Raw genomic sequence first — 17,542 nt, 5'->3', positions numbered from 1 at the left:
GACGCCACGATACCGATGACTGAATCCTCCGACCCGCAACTGCAACTCAAGAAACGGGCTCGCCGCCGTCTCGTCGGGGCGGTTGCTTTTGCCGGTTTTGCTGCCGTGATCCTGCCGATGGTCATGGACGAGGAGCCGAAGCAGCAGGCGCAGAACGTCGAGATACGCATTCCCGGTCAGGATCAGTTGCCGTTCAAACCGGCCGAACTGGCCGCCCGTGTCGGGCCAACACCGGCCCTGCCGCCGGCAGCCGCCGATCGGCCGGCCGAGTCTACGATGGCAGGCGATACGGCGCAAAAAGTTCAGGCGCCCGTGTCGGCAAGCAAGCCGACCGTGAGCAGGCCGAGCGAGAAGACGGCCGACAAGAAGGTGGTCAAGCCGGCCGAGAAACTGCCGGAACAGGTGCCGGACAAGAAAGCCGTCAAGGCGGCGGAAAAGACACCCGAAAAACCGGTCGCCAAGAAAGCCGACAAATCAGCCGACAAATCAGCCGAGAAAGCGTCGGAAAAGCCTGCCGAAAAAGCGACGGTAAAGAAGGCCGACAAACCGACTGAGCGTATGCTGGAGAAGCCTGCCGACAAGCCGGTCGAGAAGTCGGCTGACAAGCCGGTCGACAGACCGGCGGAAAAGCCGCCACTCGACAAGCCGGTTGATGAGGCAGGAAAAACCGTGACGGATGAAGCGCCACAAGCCGCCCCGGTAACCAGCAAACCGTCGGCCGCCGCGCCGGCCAAAGCGAGCGGGCAGCAAGTCATTCTTATCGGCGCTTTTGCCAATCCCGACAACGTCAAGCAGCTCCAGGGCAAGATCGGCGGTTTGGGCATCAACAGCTATACCGAGCTTCTCACCTCGGCGGATGGCACCAAGACTCGGGTGCGCGCCGGCCCCTTTCCCACTCGCGAGGCGGCCGAGAAGGCGCTCGAGAAGTTGAAGCGCAGCGGCATCAATGGAGTTGTCGCCGGTCGACAATGACAGTCTTCGACTATTCCGTAGCGCTCATTGTCGTGGCCTCTCTGGTGCTGGGCCTGTGGCGTGGCGTGGTGGGCGAGATCATCGCCCTGGTCGCGTGGCTGGTGGCCTTCCTGGCGGCGAAAACGTGGGGTACGGGGCTGGCGCCCGTATTCTCAGCCATCGCCGACCCGGCTCTGCGTGTCGTCGCCGGCTGGGTCGCGGTCTTTGTGGTCGTGCTGATCGCCATGGCGCTGCTTCGCTTGGCCATCCGCGGTCTGCTCAAGGCGCTCGGCATGACCATCACCGACCGCCTGCTCGGCGTCATTTTCGGCGTCGCTCGGGGTGTGCTCATCGTCCTGGTCTTGGTAGCGGCGGGCGGAATGACTTCATTGCCGAAGGAGAAGTGGTGGAGTGACGCCTATTTCTCCGCCCCGCTCGAAACGGCGGTGCTGGCCAGCCGGCCGTGGTTGCCGGCGGACGTAGCTAAACGAATCAGGTTCGGGTAGGGACACACTATGTGCGGGATTCTCGGGGTAGTCGCCACAACAGCGGTAAACCAGCTGCTCTATGATGGCCTGATGGTCCTGCAGCATCGCGGTCAGGACGCGGCCGGAATCGCCACCGCCGAGGGCGATGCTTTTCACATGCACAAGGGTTCGGGTCTGGTGCGCGACGTTTTCCGGACCCGCAACATGCGGGCCCTGCCCGGCAACATGGGAATCGCCCATTGTCGCTACCCGACCGCCGGCTCGGCGTTCGACGCCGCGCTCTCACAGCCGTTTTATGTCAATTCGCCGTTCGGGATCGTCCTCGGGCACAACGGCAACCTGACGAACACCGACCAACTGAAGGAAGAGATGTTTCGCCAGGATCTGCGACACATCAACACCAGCTCCGATTCGGAAGTGCTTCTCAACGCCCTGGCGCACGAGTTGCAGGCGACAGCGCAGGGGTGTCGTCTCGATCTCGACACGATTTTTGCCGCGGTAGCCGCCGTTCATCGTCGTTGCCGAGGCGCTTATGCCGTCGTGGCGATGATCGCCGGGTATGGCATGCTCGCCTTCCGCGACCCTTTCGGGATCCGGCCGTTGATCTTCGGCACCAATGAAACACCGGAGGGCACCGAGTATCTGTTTGCTTCCGAGTCGGTGGCGCTCGACACGCTCGGTTTTCAGGTGTTGCGTGATGTCGCCCCAGGCGAGGCGATTTTCATCGACCTCGAGCACCGCATGCATCAACGTCAATGCGCGCAGGACCCGGTACTCTCGCCCTGTATTTTCGAGTTCGTCTATCTGGCCCGTCCGGATTCGGTGATCGACGGTGTGTCGGTCTACGAAGCGCGCTTGCGAATGGGGGAGCATCTGGCGGACAAGCTGATCAAGCGTATTCCGGTCGAGCAAATCGACGTCGTGATTCCGATCCCGGACTCGAGCCGCCCGTCGGCGATGCAACTGGCACAACGTATCGGCGTTCCGTATCGCGAAGGATTCGTCAAGAACCGCTATATCGGTCGGACTTTCATCATGCCCGGTCAGGCGACGCGCAAGCGCTCGGTGCGCCAGAAACTCAACACTGTGGCGCAGGAATTCAAGGGCAAGCGTGTCCTGCTGGTCGACGATTCGATCGTACGTGGAACGACGAGCCGCGAAATCGTCGAAATGGCGCGCGCGGCCGGCGCCCTGAAGGTGTACTTCGCTTCCGCTTCACCCCCCGTGCGCTTTCCCAACGTTTACGGGATCGACATGCCGACGCGCAGCGAACTGATCGCCACGGGACGCAGCGGCGAGGAGATCGCGCTCGAGATTGGCGCCGATGCGCTGGTCTATCAGGATCTGGATGCGTTGGAAGCGTCGATCCACGAATTGAGGCCAATGCTCTGCCGTTTCGATACCTCGTGCTTCGATGGCACCTATGTGACTGGCGATGTCAGCCCGGCCTACCTTGACGCCGTCGAGCGCGCGCGCGAGGGTCACCATGCCTTGACCAAAGACGACCGCTGGACGTCGAAGCAGTTGCAGCTCAACCTGATGTCGGCGGCCTGAACTCGAATGGCGTCCGATCGCGACTATTCCCTCGAAACGCTGGCCGTGCGCGCCGGCCAGCAGCGCAGTCAGTTCAACGAACACAGCGAAGCGCTGTACCTGACTTCGAGTTTTGTCTTCGACAACGCGGCGCAGGCCGCGGCTCGATTTGCCGGTGAAGAACCGGGCAATGTGTACTCGCGCTTTACCAATCCGACCGTTGCCGCGTTCCAGGATCGTCTGGCCGCTCTCGAAGGCGCCGAGGCATGCATTGCCACGGCGTCGGGGATGTCGGCCGTTCTCTCGCTGATCATGGCCTTGTGCAGCAGCGGCGACCATATCGTTGCTTCGACGGGCTTGTTCGGTGCCACGCAGCAGCTTCTAGGCACCATCATGCCGCGCTTCGGGGTGCGCACCAGCTTTGTCGCGCAGACGGATGTGGCGGCCTGGGAAGCGGCAATGCGACCGGAAACGAAGCTGTTTTTTCTCGAAACACCGTCGAATCCGTTGACCGAAATCGCCGACATCGCGGCACTGGTCGGGGTGGCACATGCGCAGGGCATTCTGGTCGCCGTGGACAACTGCTTCTGTACGCCGATTCTGCAGCGCCCACTCGATCTCGGCGCCGACCTGGTCGTGCACTCGGCGACCAAGTTTCTCGACGGACAAGGCCGCGTTCTGGGGGGCGCCGTGGCTGGGCCTCGGCGGCTGACGGACGAAGTTTTCAAGTTTCTGCGGACGGCGGGTCCGACGCTGTCGGCGTTCAACGCCTGGGTGCTGCTGAAAGGGCTAGAGACGCTGCAGATTCGACTCGAAGCGCAATCGGCCAGGGCGCTGCAACTGGCGTCATGGCTGGAAGGACATCCGGCCGTGGCACGCGTCTATTATCCCGGGCTACCTTCCCACCCGCAGTTCGAGTTGGCGCGACGCCAGCAGAGGAGCGGCGGCGCGATCGTCTCGTTTACCGTCAGGGGAGCGCGTGCCGAAGCATGGAAGGTCGTCGATAGCTGCCGTCTGCTGTCGATTACCGCCAACCTCGGCGACACGAAGACGACGCTGACCCATCCCGCATCGACCACTCACGGTCGGATCACGCCCGAGCAGCGGGTAGCCGCCGGCATCGGGGAGGACCTGCTGCGCATTGCCGTGGGCCTCGAGGCCGTCGTCGACTTGCAGGACGACCTCGAAAACGGCCTGTCGGTGATTTAGGGCGCCTGCACCGCTCCGCTCAGGACGCCATTGTGGGGTAGTCGGTATAGCCCTCCGCGCCGGGTGTGTAGAACGTGGCGGCGTGAGGTCGGTTCAGCGGTGCGCCGGCCTTGATCCTTGCCGGCAGGTCGGGGTTGGCCAGGAAACTGGTGCCAAAGGCGACGGCGTCGAGCTTCCCCTCGGCGATTACCTGTTCTGCTTCGTCAGCGGTATAGCCCATGTTGCCGATCAGCGTGCCCCGATAGTTTGCCCGAACAGGCGTCAGCACGTCGCCGCTTTGCTGCCGGAAGAAATCGCCGCGCATGACGTGCAGGTAGGCAAGGTCAAAGTCGTTGAGTCGGCCAGCGAGCCAGGTGACAAGTCCTATCGGGTCGCTATCGATCATGCTGTTGTAGCTGTTGAGTGGCGATAGACGTAGTCCTACCCGGTCGCTGCCGCACACCGCGCAGACCGCTTCGAGTACCTCCAAAAGCAGGCGAGCGCGGTTCTCGATCGGGCCACCGTAGGGACCCGAGCGCTTGTTGGCGCCGTCGCGCAGGAACTCGTCGAGCAGGTAACCGTTCGCGCCATGGACCTCGACGCCGTCGAAGCCTGCCGCCCGGGCGTTCTCGGCAGCCTTGGCGAAGCCGCTGACGATAGCGGGCAGTTCGTCGTCACGCAACTCGCGCGGCCTGACGTAGGGCTGCTTGCCTTGCGGCGTGTGCACTTCGTCGCCGATAATCGGTAGGGCGCTGGGGGCAACGGGTTGCGCGCCGTCGTTGAGCAGTGGATGGCAGGCTCGACCACCATGCCAGATCTGCAGGAAAATCCGGCCGCCAGCGGCGTGTACCGCACGGGTGGTGCGCTGCCAACCGGAGACCTGTGCCGGTGAGTAAATTCCGGGCTCCGTCCAGAAAGCGGAATTGCCCGCCATGGCCATTGTCGCTTCGGCAATGATCAGTCCGGCACTGGCGCGTTGCGCGTAGTATTCGTCCATTAACGGCGTGGGGACGTGCTCGGCGTCGGCTCGGCAGCGCGTCAGAGGAGCCATGAAGATCCGGTTCGGCGCGTTCAAAGCGCCAAAGGCAAGTGGGCTGAATAGTGTGGTCATGGTTTGGATTCTCCCAAGAGCAAGTGGCACGGATCATACTAGCTCGCGCTGCGTTTGACTCGGATCATCGAGTCCGACCAAATCACTTTCAACGCGATGGCCGACCGACCGTCTTTCGCAGGCTTGCCAAGGCGTCGGCCGGCGGTCTATGCTGACAGTTGAGCGAAGAGCTCGACCGCTGGCCAGTTTCCGAGGACTCGCCGGTGGTGTGGCCCGGGTTTCTTTCTTTCTGTCCGAGGATGCGCGATGAAATCAACATGTTCCCGACCCTGTGCGTTGCTGACGGCACTCGTTTTTGCCATTAACCCGGCAATGGCGCAGCAGACTTCATCCTCCCCGGCGGCTGCGGCTTTCGCCAGCCCGACGGCGAGTTTTTCGCAGCAGGAACTCGATCGGCTACTGGCGCCGATTGCCCTCTATCCGGATCCGCTATTGGCGCAGGTGCTGATGGCTTCGACTTACCCGCTTGAAGTCGTCGAGGCGGCGCGTTGGGTCAAGGCGAATCCCAAAGTCACCGGCAAGGCGCTCGAAGACGCCATGGCGAAGCAGTCCTGGGATCCGGCCGTCAAATCGCTGACTGCCGTGCCACAAGTGCTGCAGCAGATGAACGAGAATCTCGACTGGACGCAGAAGCTGGGCGATGCCTTTCTCGCCCAGCAGCAGGGCGTCATGGCTACCGTGCAGGGCTTGCGTGCGCGGGCGGACGCGGCGGGCAATCTCAAGTCGACACCGCAGCAAGTGGTGAAGACCGAAACGCAGGGGAGTCAGACGATCTATGTCGTCGAGTCGCCGAAGCCGGACGTCGTGTATGTGCCGACCTACAATCCGACCGTGGTCTATGGCACCTGGTGGTACCCGACGCCCCCGTATGCCGTGTATCCGCCAGCCTACGTCTATCCGCCGGGGCTGGCTTTCGCGACCGGCGTAGTTGTCGGTGCGGCGATCTGGGGAAGTTGCAACTGGGGTTGGGGAAGCAGCAATGTCAACGTCAATGTCAATCGCTACAACTCGTTCAATCGTACCAACATCAGCAATGCGAACTGGAATCACAACGTCGATCACCGCCGCGGCGTAGCGTACCGGGATGCCAACGTTGCCAACCAGTACAATCGCGGCGCCAACGCCCAGGCCGCCAAGGCGCGGGAAGATTTTCGCGGCCGCGCCGAGGCTGGACGTTCGGAGCTCAAAGGCATGGACCGCGGCGAACTTGACAACCGCGTTCGGGACGCCGATAGCCGCTCGCGCGACACCAATCTCGGTGGTCGTGGCGAGGCAGGCCGTGGCGAGGTCGGTCGTGGCGAGGCTGGTCGGAGAGAGCCGAGGGCTTCGGACCACGCGGCGGCCGGCAATCGCATGCAGAACGCCGAGCGGGGCGGCGCTTCGATGGGTCGGGAACGAGCAGACACCGGTGGCAGCAGACCGGGCGCCGGCAACCGCTTCGATGGCGCGGCTTCGCCTGGTGCCGGCGGGGCCTTCGACCGTTCGGGTGGCGGCGGCTTTTCGGGGGTGGGCAATGGCGCGTCCACGCGTGAGGCCAGTCAGCGCGGCAGCGCCAGCCGGGCAGATGCAGGCAGCCGCGGCGGCGGCGCAAGCTTCGGCGGCGGGGGGGGACGAGGAGGTGGTGGCGGCTTTGCCGGAGGCGGTGGTCGCGGAGGAGGTGGCCGTGGTGGCCGTTGAACTGAACTACTCACCTCTTTCTGCGGAGAAAAGAATGATGGAACTGAAGAAAACGATACGGGCTCTGGCCGTCACCCTGTTGGTCGCGATGATGGTGCCGGCAAGCCACGCGGCACCGCCGTCGCCAAGCGGGGGAAACATCGCGCACAAGGTTTTTGCGGCGCCTGAAGACGCCGTCGGCGCACTGGCGGACGCCGTGCGCACACAGGATGTCGGCGCGTTGCTGGCGGTCGTGGGGCCGAGCGCTCGGAGCTGGCTGTCGAGCGGCGATCAGGTCGCCGATCGGGAAAACTGGCGGAAGTTTCTCGTCGAGTATGACCGCAAGCACAGTGTCAGCAAACTCTCGGAAGACCGGGCCGTTTTGCTGGTCGGCGACGGCGACTGGCCGTTTCCGGCGCCCCTGGTGCGCCGCGGCGGCGGCTGGCAGTTCGATGCGCAGGCGGGCCGGGAGGAAGTCATCAACCGGCGTATTGGCCGCAACGAGCTGGACGCGATTCAGACCCTGTTGGCGATTGTCGATGCACAACGCGAATACGCCGCGAATGACCCGGACGGTAACGGGTTGGCGGACTACGCGCAACGTTTCATGTCGACCGAAGGACGTAAAGACGGACTCTTCTGGCCGGTCCGGGAAGGCGAGCCGCCGAGTCCACTGGGGCCGCTGGTCGGTGCCGCGGCGCGCGAGGGATATGGCACCCGGTCGGCTAACAGCCAGCCGCAGGCTTATCACGGCTATCGCTACCGGATGCTGACGGCGCAGGGCCGGAGCGCTTCCGGCGGGGCCTACAGCTATTTGGTGAAGGACCGAATGATTGGCGGTTTTGCGGTGCTTGCCTACCCGGCCCGGTACGGTATCTCGGGCCTGATGACCTTCATCGTCAACCACGATGGCACGGTCTACCAAAAGAACCTGGGTAAGGCTACCGAAGTGGAAGCGGTCAAGATGCGCAGTTTCAATCCGGACGCGAGCTGGAAGAGGGCCGACTAGGCCCGGCCGTCGCCATGTCAGGCGCGGTCTCAGCCTAGCCGCCGCCGTGCCTCGTCGAGCAGGCTCGAACGGTCTATCAGTTCGCACCGCGGAAAACGGCAGGCGACGAGTTGCACCTCGGGTGCCCGTTGGACCACTACCGTCGGCAGCGCAAGCTCGACCGCCGCCTCGCCGCTGCCTTCGGGCAGTGCGACGTTGAAGGGGTCGAGCCGCAGCGCGACGGTGCGGATGCGAAGGTAGTCCGCGGCATGGGTGAGCACTTCGCGTATCCGCCAGATGACGTTCTCCAGCGTCTCGCCGGCACTCGGGAAAGCGGCTAGTGCACGCTCGTTCTCGGCAAGCTGGCGCTCGACGTTTTCGATCTGCTGCCGTGTGCCGCCGTTTTCGTCGAGCATCGCCTCGAGTCCGCTGCTCTGACTCTTGAGAATGCGCAGCCGTGTTCCCAGCATCGAGCGCTGTTCGGCCAGGTCCTTGCGCTGCAGGTCGGCCGCCGCGATCTGTTCGAGAACCTCGGTGACCAGGAACTTGAAGGCGCGGCGCCGGATTTCGAGGCGCGCGTCGCGTTCGCTGCCGCTCGGCAGGACGACCTTCTTGTCGCTGAAGGAGATGGTCGTCTGCGCAACGTCGTGGCGAACGATATCTCCGTCTACTGCGACACCGAAAACCTCGCGCTGGCGCACGTGGAAGCGCAGGGTTGCCCACACCTCTTCGGCGCCGGCCGACGCGGCGAAGAAGTCCTGTACCGCGACGCTGCGGCTGAAGAGCGCCGGGACGTCAGGTGCGCCGACAAACAGCGCGCGCAACAGTGGGCTGTCGGACCAGGCGGTGCTGCTCGCTTCGATCGCCGGTGGGATCTGCGCTTCGATCTCGCGGCAGTAAAGGACGGCGCGTACGACCGCCGGCGCCAGCTTGCGGTGGTAACCGGCGACCAGTTTGAGGCGCGGGTTGACGATGCGCAGCACCTGTTGGATACGCTGGTCGATGACCGCCGCGTCGACCGCCGACCCGCTCGCTTCATCGGGCTTGGTGAACAGCCAGTCGAGAATTCCCATGTCCGCCCTCCTTGTCCTGACGCTCTTCCGGCCCGCCACGGCTCCCCGGAAGAGCGGGGCCGTAGCGGCCGTGGCCGTCATTAAAACATGCCTGCCGGGCGCGCTGCGCTAAATCCGCCGCTGGCGCCACCGCCGTCGGGTGTGGCCGGATGGCAGTGGCGGACCCGATATTGACCGCCCGCGAAAGTCGCTCCTATACTCCGAGTCGGAGAGGGTTTTCTATCCTTGGGGGAACGCCATTGTCGAATACCAGCGTGGCAATCGTCGTCTGCTGTCTGGGCTTGGCCGGCTGCCTGCCGCAACGGGCGCAGGTGACGATGTTGCAGGCGCCTGAGATTGCGGCGGCGGCGGCTTACAAGTCGGTGTCGGTGGCCCGCTTCTCGGGGAACTACGGCGACAGTCTGTCGCTGGCCGTGGAAAACGCGATGATCAATGCGCGTGTGCAGGGCAAACCTGTTTACCGTTCGGTTAACCGCGCCCCCGACGGCCGTTCGCTCGGCGGTGACAACCGCTCTCTAGCCGGTGCGGCGCGTTCCCAGGGAAGTGACGCTCTTCTGATCGGCGAGGTCACCCTTGCCGGCATCCAGGAGCAACGCCGCAGTACGACGCAGTACGTCTGCGATCAGTCGGCAAACCCGAAGAAGCTTATCAGCAAGTGCGTTTCCGGCCGCGCAGTCAGCGTCCCGTGTTTGGCGCGCACGGCGAGCATGCAGGTGCAGGTCCGGCTCATCGACGCGAGGACGGGCAACACCGTTTTCGGCCAGGCAATCGGCAAGCAGGCGAACAGCGAGGCTTGCGGCAACGACTCGCCAGCGGATGGTCGCGTTCTGCTAGGGCAGACGCAGGCGGCGGTGGTCGAGGAAATCCTGCGCAAGATCGTTCCTCACGAGCTCAGTATGGCCATTGCGCTGATGGATCCCGATGAACAGATCCGCTCGCCGGTCAACAAGGAGCGCTTTGCCGGAGCGATCCGGTTTGCCACGGGCGGACGCCTGGACCGCGCGTGCGAGATGCTGCGTGAGGTTTACGAGCAGGAGAGGGAGTCCCTGGCGCTCAATTACGATCTCGGCGTCTGCGAGGAGGCGGCGGGCGCTTTCTGGAGGGCGAACGAGCACTATCGGACGGCCGATCGCCTGGCCACTTCGCCGAATGCGCTAATTACCGCCGCGCTGGCGCGCAACGAAGAGAACCTCAGGAAGGCCGGCGCGATGGCCAAAGTGCGTGCCGACCTCGTAAAGACCGAGCGCCTCGAAGCGGGCGCCGCGCCACAGACGATCACCCGAGCCAACTCGCCGCCGGCGTTTTCGCAGCCAACGCAGGCGCCGGTGAACATCGCTCCGGACGCTCTGTTCGTCGGGCAGCGCAGCGCGTTGGTGATCGGCAATGCCAAGTATCGACGCAGCCCGCTGCCCAACCCGGCCAACGACGCGCGCGCCATGGCTTCCGAGTTGCGAAAAGCGGGTTTTCAGGTGATCGCCGTAGAGGATGCCGGACTCCACCGCATGCACGCGGCAATCGACGAGTTTGGCAGGGCGATCAAACCGGGCGGCGCTGCCGTGGTCTTCTACGCCGGGCATGGCATGCAGGTCAGCGGCGAAAACTACCTCATCCCGGTGGACGCCGACCTCAAACGGGAAAGCGACGTGCAGTCGATGACGCTGAATCTGGCGACGATTCTCAGGAAGCTGGAAGACTCGAAGTCGCGTGTCAATGTCGTCATTCTGGACGCCTGTCGCGACAACCCGTTCGCGCGATCGTGGCGTTCGTCGGGCCGTGGCGGGCTGGCCTCGATCGACGCTCCGACTGGCACGGTCATCGCTTTCGCCACGGCACCGGGCAAGACCGCCGAGGACGGCGTCGGGCCAAACGGCTTGTTCACGACGCATTTGCTACGACAAATCAGAATTCCCAACCAGAAGATCGAGGACGTGCTGAAGAACACGCGCAAGGGGGTCGCCGCGGATTCCCGCAACGAGCAGATCCCCTGGGATTCCTCATCCTTGACCGGCGACTTCTACTTCAAGGTCAGCACCAACAACGTGGCCGCAAAGATGGACGCGGCGGCGCCGGCCGAGACTCCCGCGGACTCGGCGGTGGTGGCCAAGAGAACGCTTGCCGTCGGCAATCGGCCGGTAGCGTCCGGCACCAACTCTCGGCCGCAGGAAGCGGCTTCCGGAGCTGGTTCTTCTGGAAGTTTGTTCGATTCGCTCAAAGGGCAGTTTCGAACGCAGGATTGAACTCGGCCGCGAGGCGCGTTGCCGCTTCACTCGTTCTCCCGGTGGCGTGTGGAGGATCACGCTCTGGTAGGCGAGGAGACGTCGAGCGGTATAGGCATAAGGAGACGAAATGAAAGGCTTGCGTTGCTTCGCCCCGCTTGTTTGGCTGCTATGGGGCGTGCCGTTCGCGCAGGCGGCCGACGAGATGAAGGCGTTTCCGGCGGCCGAGGCGGGAATGGTGCGCTACGTGCTCGAACTGCCTCGGCAGGACGACGAATCCGACTTTCGGATCGAGTTGATCGTCGGTCAGACGGTCGAGGTCGACGCACAAAATCGGTATTTTTTCGCCGGCCGCATCGAGCAGGAAACGATCCCGGGCTGGGGCTTTCCGCGCTACGTCGTCAGCCGGCTGGGTCCCATGGCGGGCACCCTGATGGCCATTGACCCGAACCTGCCCAAGGTCAAGCGCTTCGTCACGCTGGGCGGCGAACGCCGCCTGATGCGCTACAACAGCCGTTTGCCGGTCGTCGTCTATGCTCCGGAGGGCGTCGAGGTGCGCTATCGGGTGTGGAGCGTCGTTTCGGAGACGCGGGGAATGGAGAAAGGCTGAGCCGCCACCGCTCGGCTCGTCTGGGGGCGCATCAAGCGCGGGCGCGTGACCATGGCGCCCCCACTACCGGCGGCGGGCGCCGGCGCGGCGATCAGCGTGCCGCCAGCAGGCCGCCGAGCATGCCCATCAGGTCGCCGGAATTGCCCAGGCCAGATTGCGGAGCCTCGCCGGACGGCGTCAGGTGGTCGATCAGGCCCGGCAGGATCTGCGACAACTGGCCGGCCGCCGCACCTGGGTCGGTGCCCAGCCGGGCGGCGAGATCGGCCATCATGTCCGGCCCCAGCACCTCGCCAAGCTGGTCACCGGAAATCGGCTGGTTTTGACCCGAGCCGACCCACGATGCCGCGACTTCGCCGAGACCCGCCTGCCGAAACTTGTCGAGCAAACCACCCAGCCCTCCGTGCGCCCCGTCGTCGGCCAGCAGACCCGTGATAAGCTGCAACAGTTGCGGATTGGCGAGCAGCGTGCCCAGCAGACCGGCCACGCCGCTGTCCTGACCAGCGCCCGCCGACGGCTGGCCGCCGAGCACCGAACCGAGTACCGAATCGAGTAAGCCCATGCTGTCTATCTCCTTCAAGTCGAGAAAAAAAATCGGTTGTCGCCAGTGGCCGCTGGCGAACCGTTGGCTGTGCCAGCGGTCGATGCGGCGAAGCGACCCATTGTCGGCCAACGTTGGCGAGTCGGCAAGCACCTTTGGCGAAGCGGCCGACGGCTCCGCTCGACGCGATGATCGATAGTCTTCTGCTTAGCGCGGCCCGCTTGTGCACTTTCCAGGGCCAGCGCGCGCTGACCAATGCCAGCGGTTTCTTCTTCGCGCGCGGCGAGCGATTGTTTATCGTGACCAGCCGACACGTGCTGGTCGATGAAGCAAGCGGGCATTTCCCCGAGCGCATCGAGATCGAACTGCATATCGATCCGGCCAACATGGCCGAGTCGATCGGCTTCTCGATTCCGCTCTATGCCGCCGGCCGCAGCCTCTGGCGCCAAGGGACCGATACGGCCGGCGAGATCGACGTGGCGGTGATCGAGATCGAGCGCGCCGCACTGCCGACGACGACGGTCTACCGCGCGTTCACAGCGGCCCACCTGCCCGGCGCCGACGACCTGGTGGAGGTCGGTTCGTCGCTCCTGGTGGTCGGTTTTCCGCTCGGCTTCCACGACACGCTGCACCACCTGCCGGTGGTTCGTCAGGCGGTCCTCGCCTCGTCCTTCGGACTGCGCTTCAAGGGCGAAGGCTATTTTCTGACCGACGCGCGAACGCACCGCGGCACGAGTGGTGCGCCGGTCGTCATGCGCCTGCCGCAGGCGGGCGCGGCGCCGGGCGATCTGCCATGGTGGCTGCTCGGCGTCCATTCGGCGCGGCTCGACGTCGGCACGCGTGATCTCGAACTCGACGAAGCGCTTGGCCTGAACTGTGCTTGGTACGCCGACATCCTGCTGGTTCTGACCGGCGATTGATCAGCCGAAGCGGCCGGTGATGTATTCTTCGGTCAGCTTGGACGATGGATTGGTGAAGATTTTCTTGGTGTCGTCGAATTCGATCAACTGGCCGACGTACATGAAGGCCGTATACGCCGAGACGCGTGCGGCCTGCTGCATGTTGTGGGTGACGATCAGGATGGTCACCTTCTCCTTCAGCTCGCTGACCAGTTCCTCGATGCGTGCCGTGGCGATCGGGTCGAGCGCCGATGTGGGCTCGTCGAAGAGCAGGATCTCGGGGTCCGTGGCCAGCGCGCGCGCGATGCACAGGCGTTGCTGCTGACCGCCCGACAGGTTGAAAGCCAGCTCGTTGAGGCGGTCCTTGGCTTCGTCCCACAGCGCGGCGCTGCGCAGCGCCTCCTCGACTTTCTCGTCGATCACGTTTCGCTGGCGCTCACCGCGCACGCGCAGCCCGTAGGCGACGTTTTCGTAGATCGACTTGGGGAAGGGATTGGGTTTCTGGAAGACCATCGCGATGCGCATTCGCACCTCGATCGGGTCGACCTCGGGCGAGACGATATTGATCCCATCCGGGTAGAGCAGGATCTCTCCCTCGTAGCGCATGTTCGGGTAGAGATCGTGCATCCGGTTGAAGCAGCGCAGGAAGGTCGACTTGCCGCAACCCGAGGGGCCGATCAGCGCCGTGACCTGATTCTTTTCGACTGGAAAGTCGATGCCTTTCAGCGCCTGAAAATCGCCATAGTAGAAGCTGAGCGAATTGACCTGCGCCTTGAGTTCGGACGACGGTTTCGCGCTCGGCGTGCTTACGGTAGTAGTCACCATGCTTTTCCTTGTCGGGTTCTCGGTCGGGCGGACGGCGGCCTGGCTCACCATTTGATCTTCTGGCGGAAGTAGTAGCGGATCCAGATGGCGATAGCGTTCATCGACAGCGTCATCGCCACCAGTACCAGGCCGGCCGCTGCGGCGTTGGCCTGGAAAGCCGCCTCGGGACGCGAAATCCAGTTGAACATCTGGATCGGCATGACGGTAAAGGGTGCTGCCAGCCACTCGAAGGAAAGCAGTTGACCAGGCTGGCCGAAAGGCGAGGGCGGTAGGAAGGCGATGAAGGTCAGCGCGCCGATGGTAATGATCGGTGCCGTTTCGCCGATCGCGCGGGCCAGTCCGATGATCACGCCGGTCATGATCCCGGGCAGCGAATAGGGGACGACATGGTGGGCGACGACCTGCCATTTGCTCGCCCCGCACGCGTAGGCGCCTTCGCGGATCTGCTGCGGAATCGTGCGGATGGCCTCGCGCGTCGCGACGATGACGACCGGCAGGATGAGCAGGGCGAGCGTCAGCCCGGCGGCGGCGATGCTGTGGCCGAGCCCGAACTGGTAGACGAAGAGGCCGAGCGCGAGCAGGCCGTAGATGATCGACGGCACGCCGGCAAGGTTGGTGACATTGATCTCGATGATGTCGGTCAGCAGGTTTTTCGGCGCGTACTCTTCAAGATAGATGCCGGCGCCGACGCCGAGCGGAACAGCGACCAGGGCGGTGACCAGCATGACCAGGACCGTTCCCACCCAGGCCGAGAGGATGCCGGCGCTGGCCGCGCGGCGCGACGGGAAGCTGGTCAGAAAGTCCCAGGAAAGCTGGGGCAGGCCATTGACCAGCATCTGTCCGAAGAGCAGCGCGAAGACCAGCAGCGCAAACAACAGGGCAAGGACGCCGAGCAGACCGAACAGACGGTCCCATATGCGGTGGCGGGCGATCAGGCGGCGCATGTCGCGCTGGCCGGTGCCCGGCGGCGAGAGGTCGGCCGCGGGAAGAAACAGGGTGGACATTATCAGTAGGCCTCGCGAAAGCGTCTGCGCAGGACGTGGCCGGCGATGTTGAAGAGCAGCGTGATGAGCAGCAGCGTCAGGCCGGCGGCGAAGATCGTCTGGTAGCCGATCGAACCGTGCGGCAGGTCGCCGAGTGCCACCTGGACGATGTAGGCGGTAATCGTCGCCGCCGGTTCCGCCGGGTTGAAGGTAAAGCTCGGCTGCATGCCGGCGGCGATGGCGACTACCATGGTCTCGCCGACGGCGCGCGCAATGCCGAGGATGTACGACGACGCCAGACCGGAGAACGCCGCTGGGGTGACGACCAGAACGGCCGTTTGCAGGCGTGTCGCACCCATTGCATAGGACGCTTCGCGCATGTTCATCGGCACCGCGCGCATCGCGTCCTCGGACAGCGAGCTGACGTAGGGAACGATCATGACGCCCATCACCAGGCCGGCCGACAGCATGTTGAAGCCGGGCAGATCCGGATGGATGCGCTGCAGCAGCGGCGTGACGAAAAGCAGCGCGAAGTAGCCGTAGACGATCGTCGGCACACCGCCGAGCATTTCGAGGAAGGGCTTGGCGACCTCGCGCACGCGGAAGGGGGCGAACTCGGAGAGATAGATGGCGAGCACGGTGCCCAGCGGGATGGCGACCAGCAGGGCGACGGTGGTCGTCGTCAGGGTGCCCGAGAGCAGGGCGACGATGCCGAAGTGCGCGTCGTCGAAAAGCGGTGTCCATTGGGTATCGGTGAGAAAGTCGAGCAGTGCGACGCTGCGGAAAAAGACGACCGACTCCCAGACGAGAATGGCAACGATGGCCAGCGTGGTGAACACCGAGACCAGCGCGGCCAGCAGCAGCAGGCCCTCGATGCCGCGTTCGGCGATGTGGCGGCGCAGCTTCATCGAACGGCCTCTCAGAGTTGGGCTTCGCGTTTCAGCAACTGTTCGATCGTCAGGCCGACCTCGTTCTGGCCGCCGAAAACGGTGCCGAGCTTTTTCCGGGCGAGATGTTCGAGGTTGCCGGTGTAGGCCCGGGCCGGCAGCGGGATGTACTTCACTTCCTTGACCAGCGGCGCGGCGTTCTTCATGTAGAACTCGACGAATTCCCTGACCGCCGGCCGCTCGAGCGACTTCTCGTTGACGTAGATGAAGATCGGTCGCGACAGCGGCTGGTACGATCCGTTGTCGACATTCTCGGGTGTCGGTGCGACCGGCCCCTTGCCGCCGTCGATGGCGACGGCTTTCAGCTTCTTCTGGTTCTCGATGTAGTACGCGAAGCCGAAGTAGCCGAGTGCTCCCTTGTCACCCGAGATTCCCTGCACCAGGACGTTGTCGTCCTCCGAAGCGGTGTAGTCGCCGCGGCTCGACTTGGCCTTGCCGACGATGGCTTCGGTGAAGTAGTCGAAGGTGCCGGAATCCGACCCGGCACCGTAGAGCTTGATCTTCTGGTCGGGCCACGCCGGGTTGACGTCCTTCCAGCTCATGATCCTGCCTTGCGCCGCGGGTTCCCAGATCTTCCGCAGTTCGGCGACGCTCAGGCTCTTGATGAAGCTGTTCTGCGGATGCACCATCACGGTCAGCGCGTCGTAGGCGACCGGCATTTCGTAGTAGCGGATGCCAGCCTTGGCGCAGTCGTCCATTTCCTTGCGCAGGATCGGCCGCGAGGCGTTGGCGAGGTCGATCTCGCCGCGACAGAACTTCTTGAAACCGCCGCCGCTGCCCGAGATGCCGACGGTGACATTGACGGCACCCTTCTTGGCTTTCTGGAATTCCTCGGCGACGGCCTCGGTGATCGGAAAGACGGTGCTCGAACCGTCGATCTTGACCACCGCCGGGGCCGCGGCGACGGCGGGAGCAAAAGACAGAATGGCCAGGAAGCCCAGCGCGGGGAGGGTGGATTGGCGTAGCAGGCGATTCATGGCGGACTCCTCGGTTGTTGATCGGCGACGACTCCGGAGTATGCCTGCGCGTTGTGACAGCTTGATGACGCCGACCCGGCCGGTGGCGGTGCCCCGGCCAGGGTGGCGGCCCGCCTAGTCCGATACGGCCGAGCTTTCCTCGGCTGCCGGTTCCGGCGCGATGACATCGCGTATCGCCGCCTTGAGGTCGCTGCGCTGCAGTCCGACGAGCAGCGTCAGTCCGGCGCGGACGAGTTTCGCGCGGTTGCTGCGCACCCCCTCGCGCGCCAGGCGCTTGCGAAGCTTGGCCAGTTTTCGGTACTCGCTGGCCGGCAAGCGCAGCGTGCAGCGAACGGTCGCCGCCTTGTCGGCCTTCGCTTTCTTGCCGGTCTTGCCGGGCGGTTTGTCGACCGTCGCTTCGGCGGTCCGCCGGCGCTTCAGTTCGTGGGCGGCGGCGCGCAGGGCGTCGGCGCTGGAGGGAGGGTCGGACGATGACATGCTGATCTCCATGAGAGCTTGCGGGGAAAAAATTTTTCGGGACTGCGCACCAGGCCTGCGCGGTTCACGGCCAGGAGGCCGG

17 protein-coding genes are annotated in these 17,542 nt (G+C 64.3%); 9 read left to right on the top strand and 8 right to left on the bottom strand.

The window, feature by feature from the left end; all coding sequences use genetic code 11:
- Positions 1-15: 15 nt before the first annotated feature.
- The 4 genes from Q1M07_RS02090 to Q1M07_RS02075 are packed head-to-tail and all read left to right on the top strand — an operon-like array spanning position 16 to position 4,181.
- Complete coding sequence (locus Q1M07_RS02090) at positions 16-972, top strand: SPOR domain-containing protein (protein WP_300449939.1); 957 nt, start codon at positions 16-18, stop codon at positions 970-972.
- Positions 969-1,457, top strand: a complete 489-nt coding sequence (locus Q1M07_RS02085; protein WP_300449936.1) for a CvpA family protein — start codon at positions 969-971, stop codon at positions 1,455-1,457. The genes Q1M07_RS02090 and Q1M07_RS02085 overlap by 4 nt, the downstream gene beginning before the upstream one ends.
- 9 nt (positions 1,458-1,466) lie before the next feature.
- Positions 1,467-2,993 carry an amidophosphoribosyltransferase gene (gene purF / locus Q1M07_RS02080; RefSeq protein WP_300449934.1) on the top strand — a complete coding sequence of 509 codons (1,527 nt, stop codon included), beginning with the start codon at positions 1,467-1,469 and terminating at the stop codon, positions 2,991-2,993.
- A 6-nt stretch (positions 2,994-2,999) separates the two neighbouring features.
- Positions 3,000-4,181 (top strand): O-succinylhomoserine sulfhydrylase, encoded by a 1,182-nt coding sequence (locus Q1M07_RS02075; protein ID WP_300449932.1) that lies wholly within the window; start codon positions 3,000-3,002, stop codon positions 4,179-4,181.
- A 19-nt stretch (positions 4,182-4,200) separates the two neighbouring features.
- Here Q1M07_RS02075 and Q1M07_RS02070 read toward each other — a convergent pair whose 3' ends face one another.
- Positions 4,201-5,271, bottom strand: coding sequence for an alkene reductase (locus Q1M07_RS02070; protein ID WP_300449929.1), 1,071 nt, complete (start codon positions 5,269-5,271; stop codon positions 4,201-4,203).
- 246 nt (positions 5,272-5,517) lie between these two features.
- Here Q1M07_RS02070 and Q1M07_RS02065 point away from each other — a divergent pair, with 246 nt between their 5' ends.
- The gene (locus Q1M07_RS02065; RefSeq protein ID WP_300449927.1) at positions 5,518-6,948 is read left to right on the top strand and encodes a DUF3300 domain-containing protein; all 1,431 of its coding nucleotides are present in this window, start codon (positions 5,518-5,520) and stop codon (positions 6,946-6,948) included.
- A gap of 34 nt (positions 6,949-6,982) precedes the next feature.
- On the top strand, positions 6,983-7,936 hold the full coding sequence (locus Q1M07_RS02060) for a DUF2950 domain-containing protein (protein ID WP_300449925.1): 954 nt from the start codon (positions 6,983-6,985) through the stop codon (positions 7,934-7,936).
- Between the two features lie 29 nt (positions 7,937-7,965).
- Here the strand turns inward: Q1M07_RS02060 and Q1M07_RS02055 are convergent, their stop codons facing one another.
- Complete coding sequence (locus tag Q1M07_RS02055) at positions 7,966-8,988, bottom strand: hypothetical protein (RefSeq protein ID WP_300449922.1); 1,023 nt, start codon at positions 8,986-8,988, stop codon at positions 7,966-7,968.
- Between the two features lie 254 nt (positions 8,989-9,242).
- Between Q1M07_RS02055 and Q1M07_RS02050 the strand changes: the two genes are divergently transcribed.
- On the top strand, positions 9,243-11,225 hold the full coding sequence (locus Q1M07_RS02050) for a caspase family protein (RefSeq protein ID WP_300449919.1): 1,983 nt from the start codon (positions 9,243-9,245) through the stop codon (positions 11,223-11,225).
- Between the two features lie 109 nt (positions 11,226-11,334).
- Positions 11,335-11,814: an ecotin family protein gene (locus Q1M07_RS02045; protein ID WP_300449916.1), complete on the top strand. Its 480-nt coding sequence runs from the start codon at positions 11,335-11,337 to the stop codon at positions 11,812-11,814.
- A gap of 91 nt (positions 11,815-11,905) precedes the next feature.
- Here the strand turns inward: Q1M07_RS02045 and Q1M07_RS02040 are convergent, their stop codons facing one another.
- Positions 11,906-12,373, bottom strand: a complete 468-nt coding sequence (locus tag Q1M07_RS02040) for a YidB family protein (RefSeq protein WP_300449913.1) — start codon at positions 12,371-12,373, stop codon at positions 11,906-11,908.
- 167 nt (positions 12,374-12,540) lie between these two features.
- Between Q1M07_RS02040 and Q1M07_RS02035 the strand changes: the two genes are divergently transcribed.
- A complete protein-coding gene (locus Q1M07_RS02035) occupies positions 12,541-13,272 on the top strand; it encodes a serine protease (protein ID WP_300449910.1) in 732 nt (243 codons plus the stop codon).
- On the opposite strand, the gene pstB is transcribed toward Q1M07_RS02035, so the two are convergent.
- The 5 genes from pstB to Q1M07_RS02010 all read right to left on the bottom strand — a co-directional run bounded on the left by pstB (position 13,273) and on the right by Q1M07_RS02010 (position 17,460).
- Positions 13,273-14,076 carry a phosphate ABC transporter ATP-binding protein PstB gene (pstB, locus tag Q1M07_RS02030; RefSeq protein ID WP_300449907.1) on the bottom strand — a complete coding sequence of 268 codons (804 nt, stop codon included), beginning with the start codon at positions 14,074-14,076 and terminating at the stop codon, positions 13,273-13,275.
- Between the two features lie 44 nt (positions 14,077-14,120).
- Positions 14,121-15,080: a phosphate ABC transporter permease PstA gene (gene pstA, locus Q1M07_RS02025; protein WP_300449905.1), complete on the bottom strand. Its 960-nt coding sequence runs from the start codon at positions 15,078-15,080 to the stop codon at positions 14,121-14,123.
- 2 nt (positions 15,081-15,082) lie between these two features.
- A complete protein-coding gene (pstC, locus tag Q1M07_RS02020) occupies positions 15,083-15,967 on the bottom strand; it encodes a phosphate ABC transporter permease subunit PstC (RefSeq protein ID WP_300449903.1) in 885 nt (294 codons plus the stop codon).
- Positions 15,968-15,978: 11 nt separating this feature from the next.
- Complete coding sequence (locus Q1M07_RS02015; protein ID WP_300449900.1) at positions 15,979-16,983, bottom strand: PstS family phosphate ABC transporter substrate-binding protein; 1,005 nt, start codon at positions 16,981-16,983, stop codon at positions 15,979-15,981.
- Positions 16,984-17,097: 114 nt separating this feature from the next.
- Positions 17,098-17,460, bottom strand: a complete 363-nt coding sequence (locus tag Q1M07_RS02010; RefSeq protein ID WP_300449897.1) for a hypothetical protein — start codon at positions 17,458-17,460, stop codon at positions 17,098-17,100.
- Positions 17,461-17,542: the final 82 nt, after the last annotated feature.

Source organism: Accumulibacter sp. (genome assembly GCF_029255285.1).
GTDB lineage: Bacteria > Pseudomonadota > Gammaproteobacteria > Burkholderiales > Rhodocyclaceae > Accumulibacter.
This window is presented reverse-complemented; position numbering and strand designations above follow the sequence as displayed.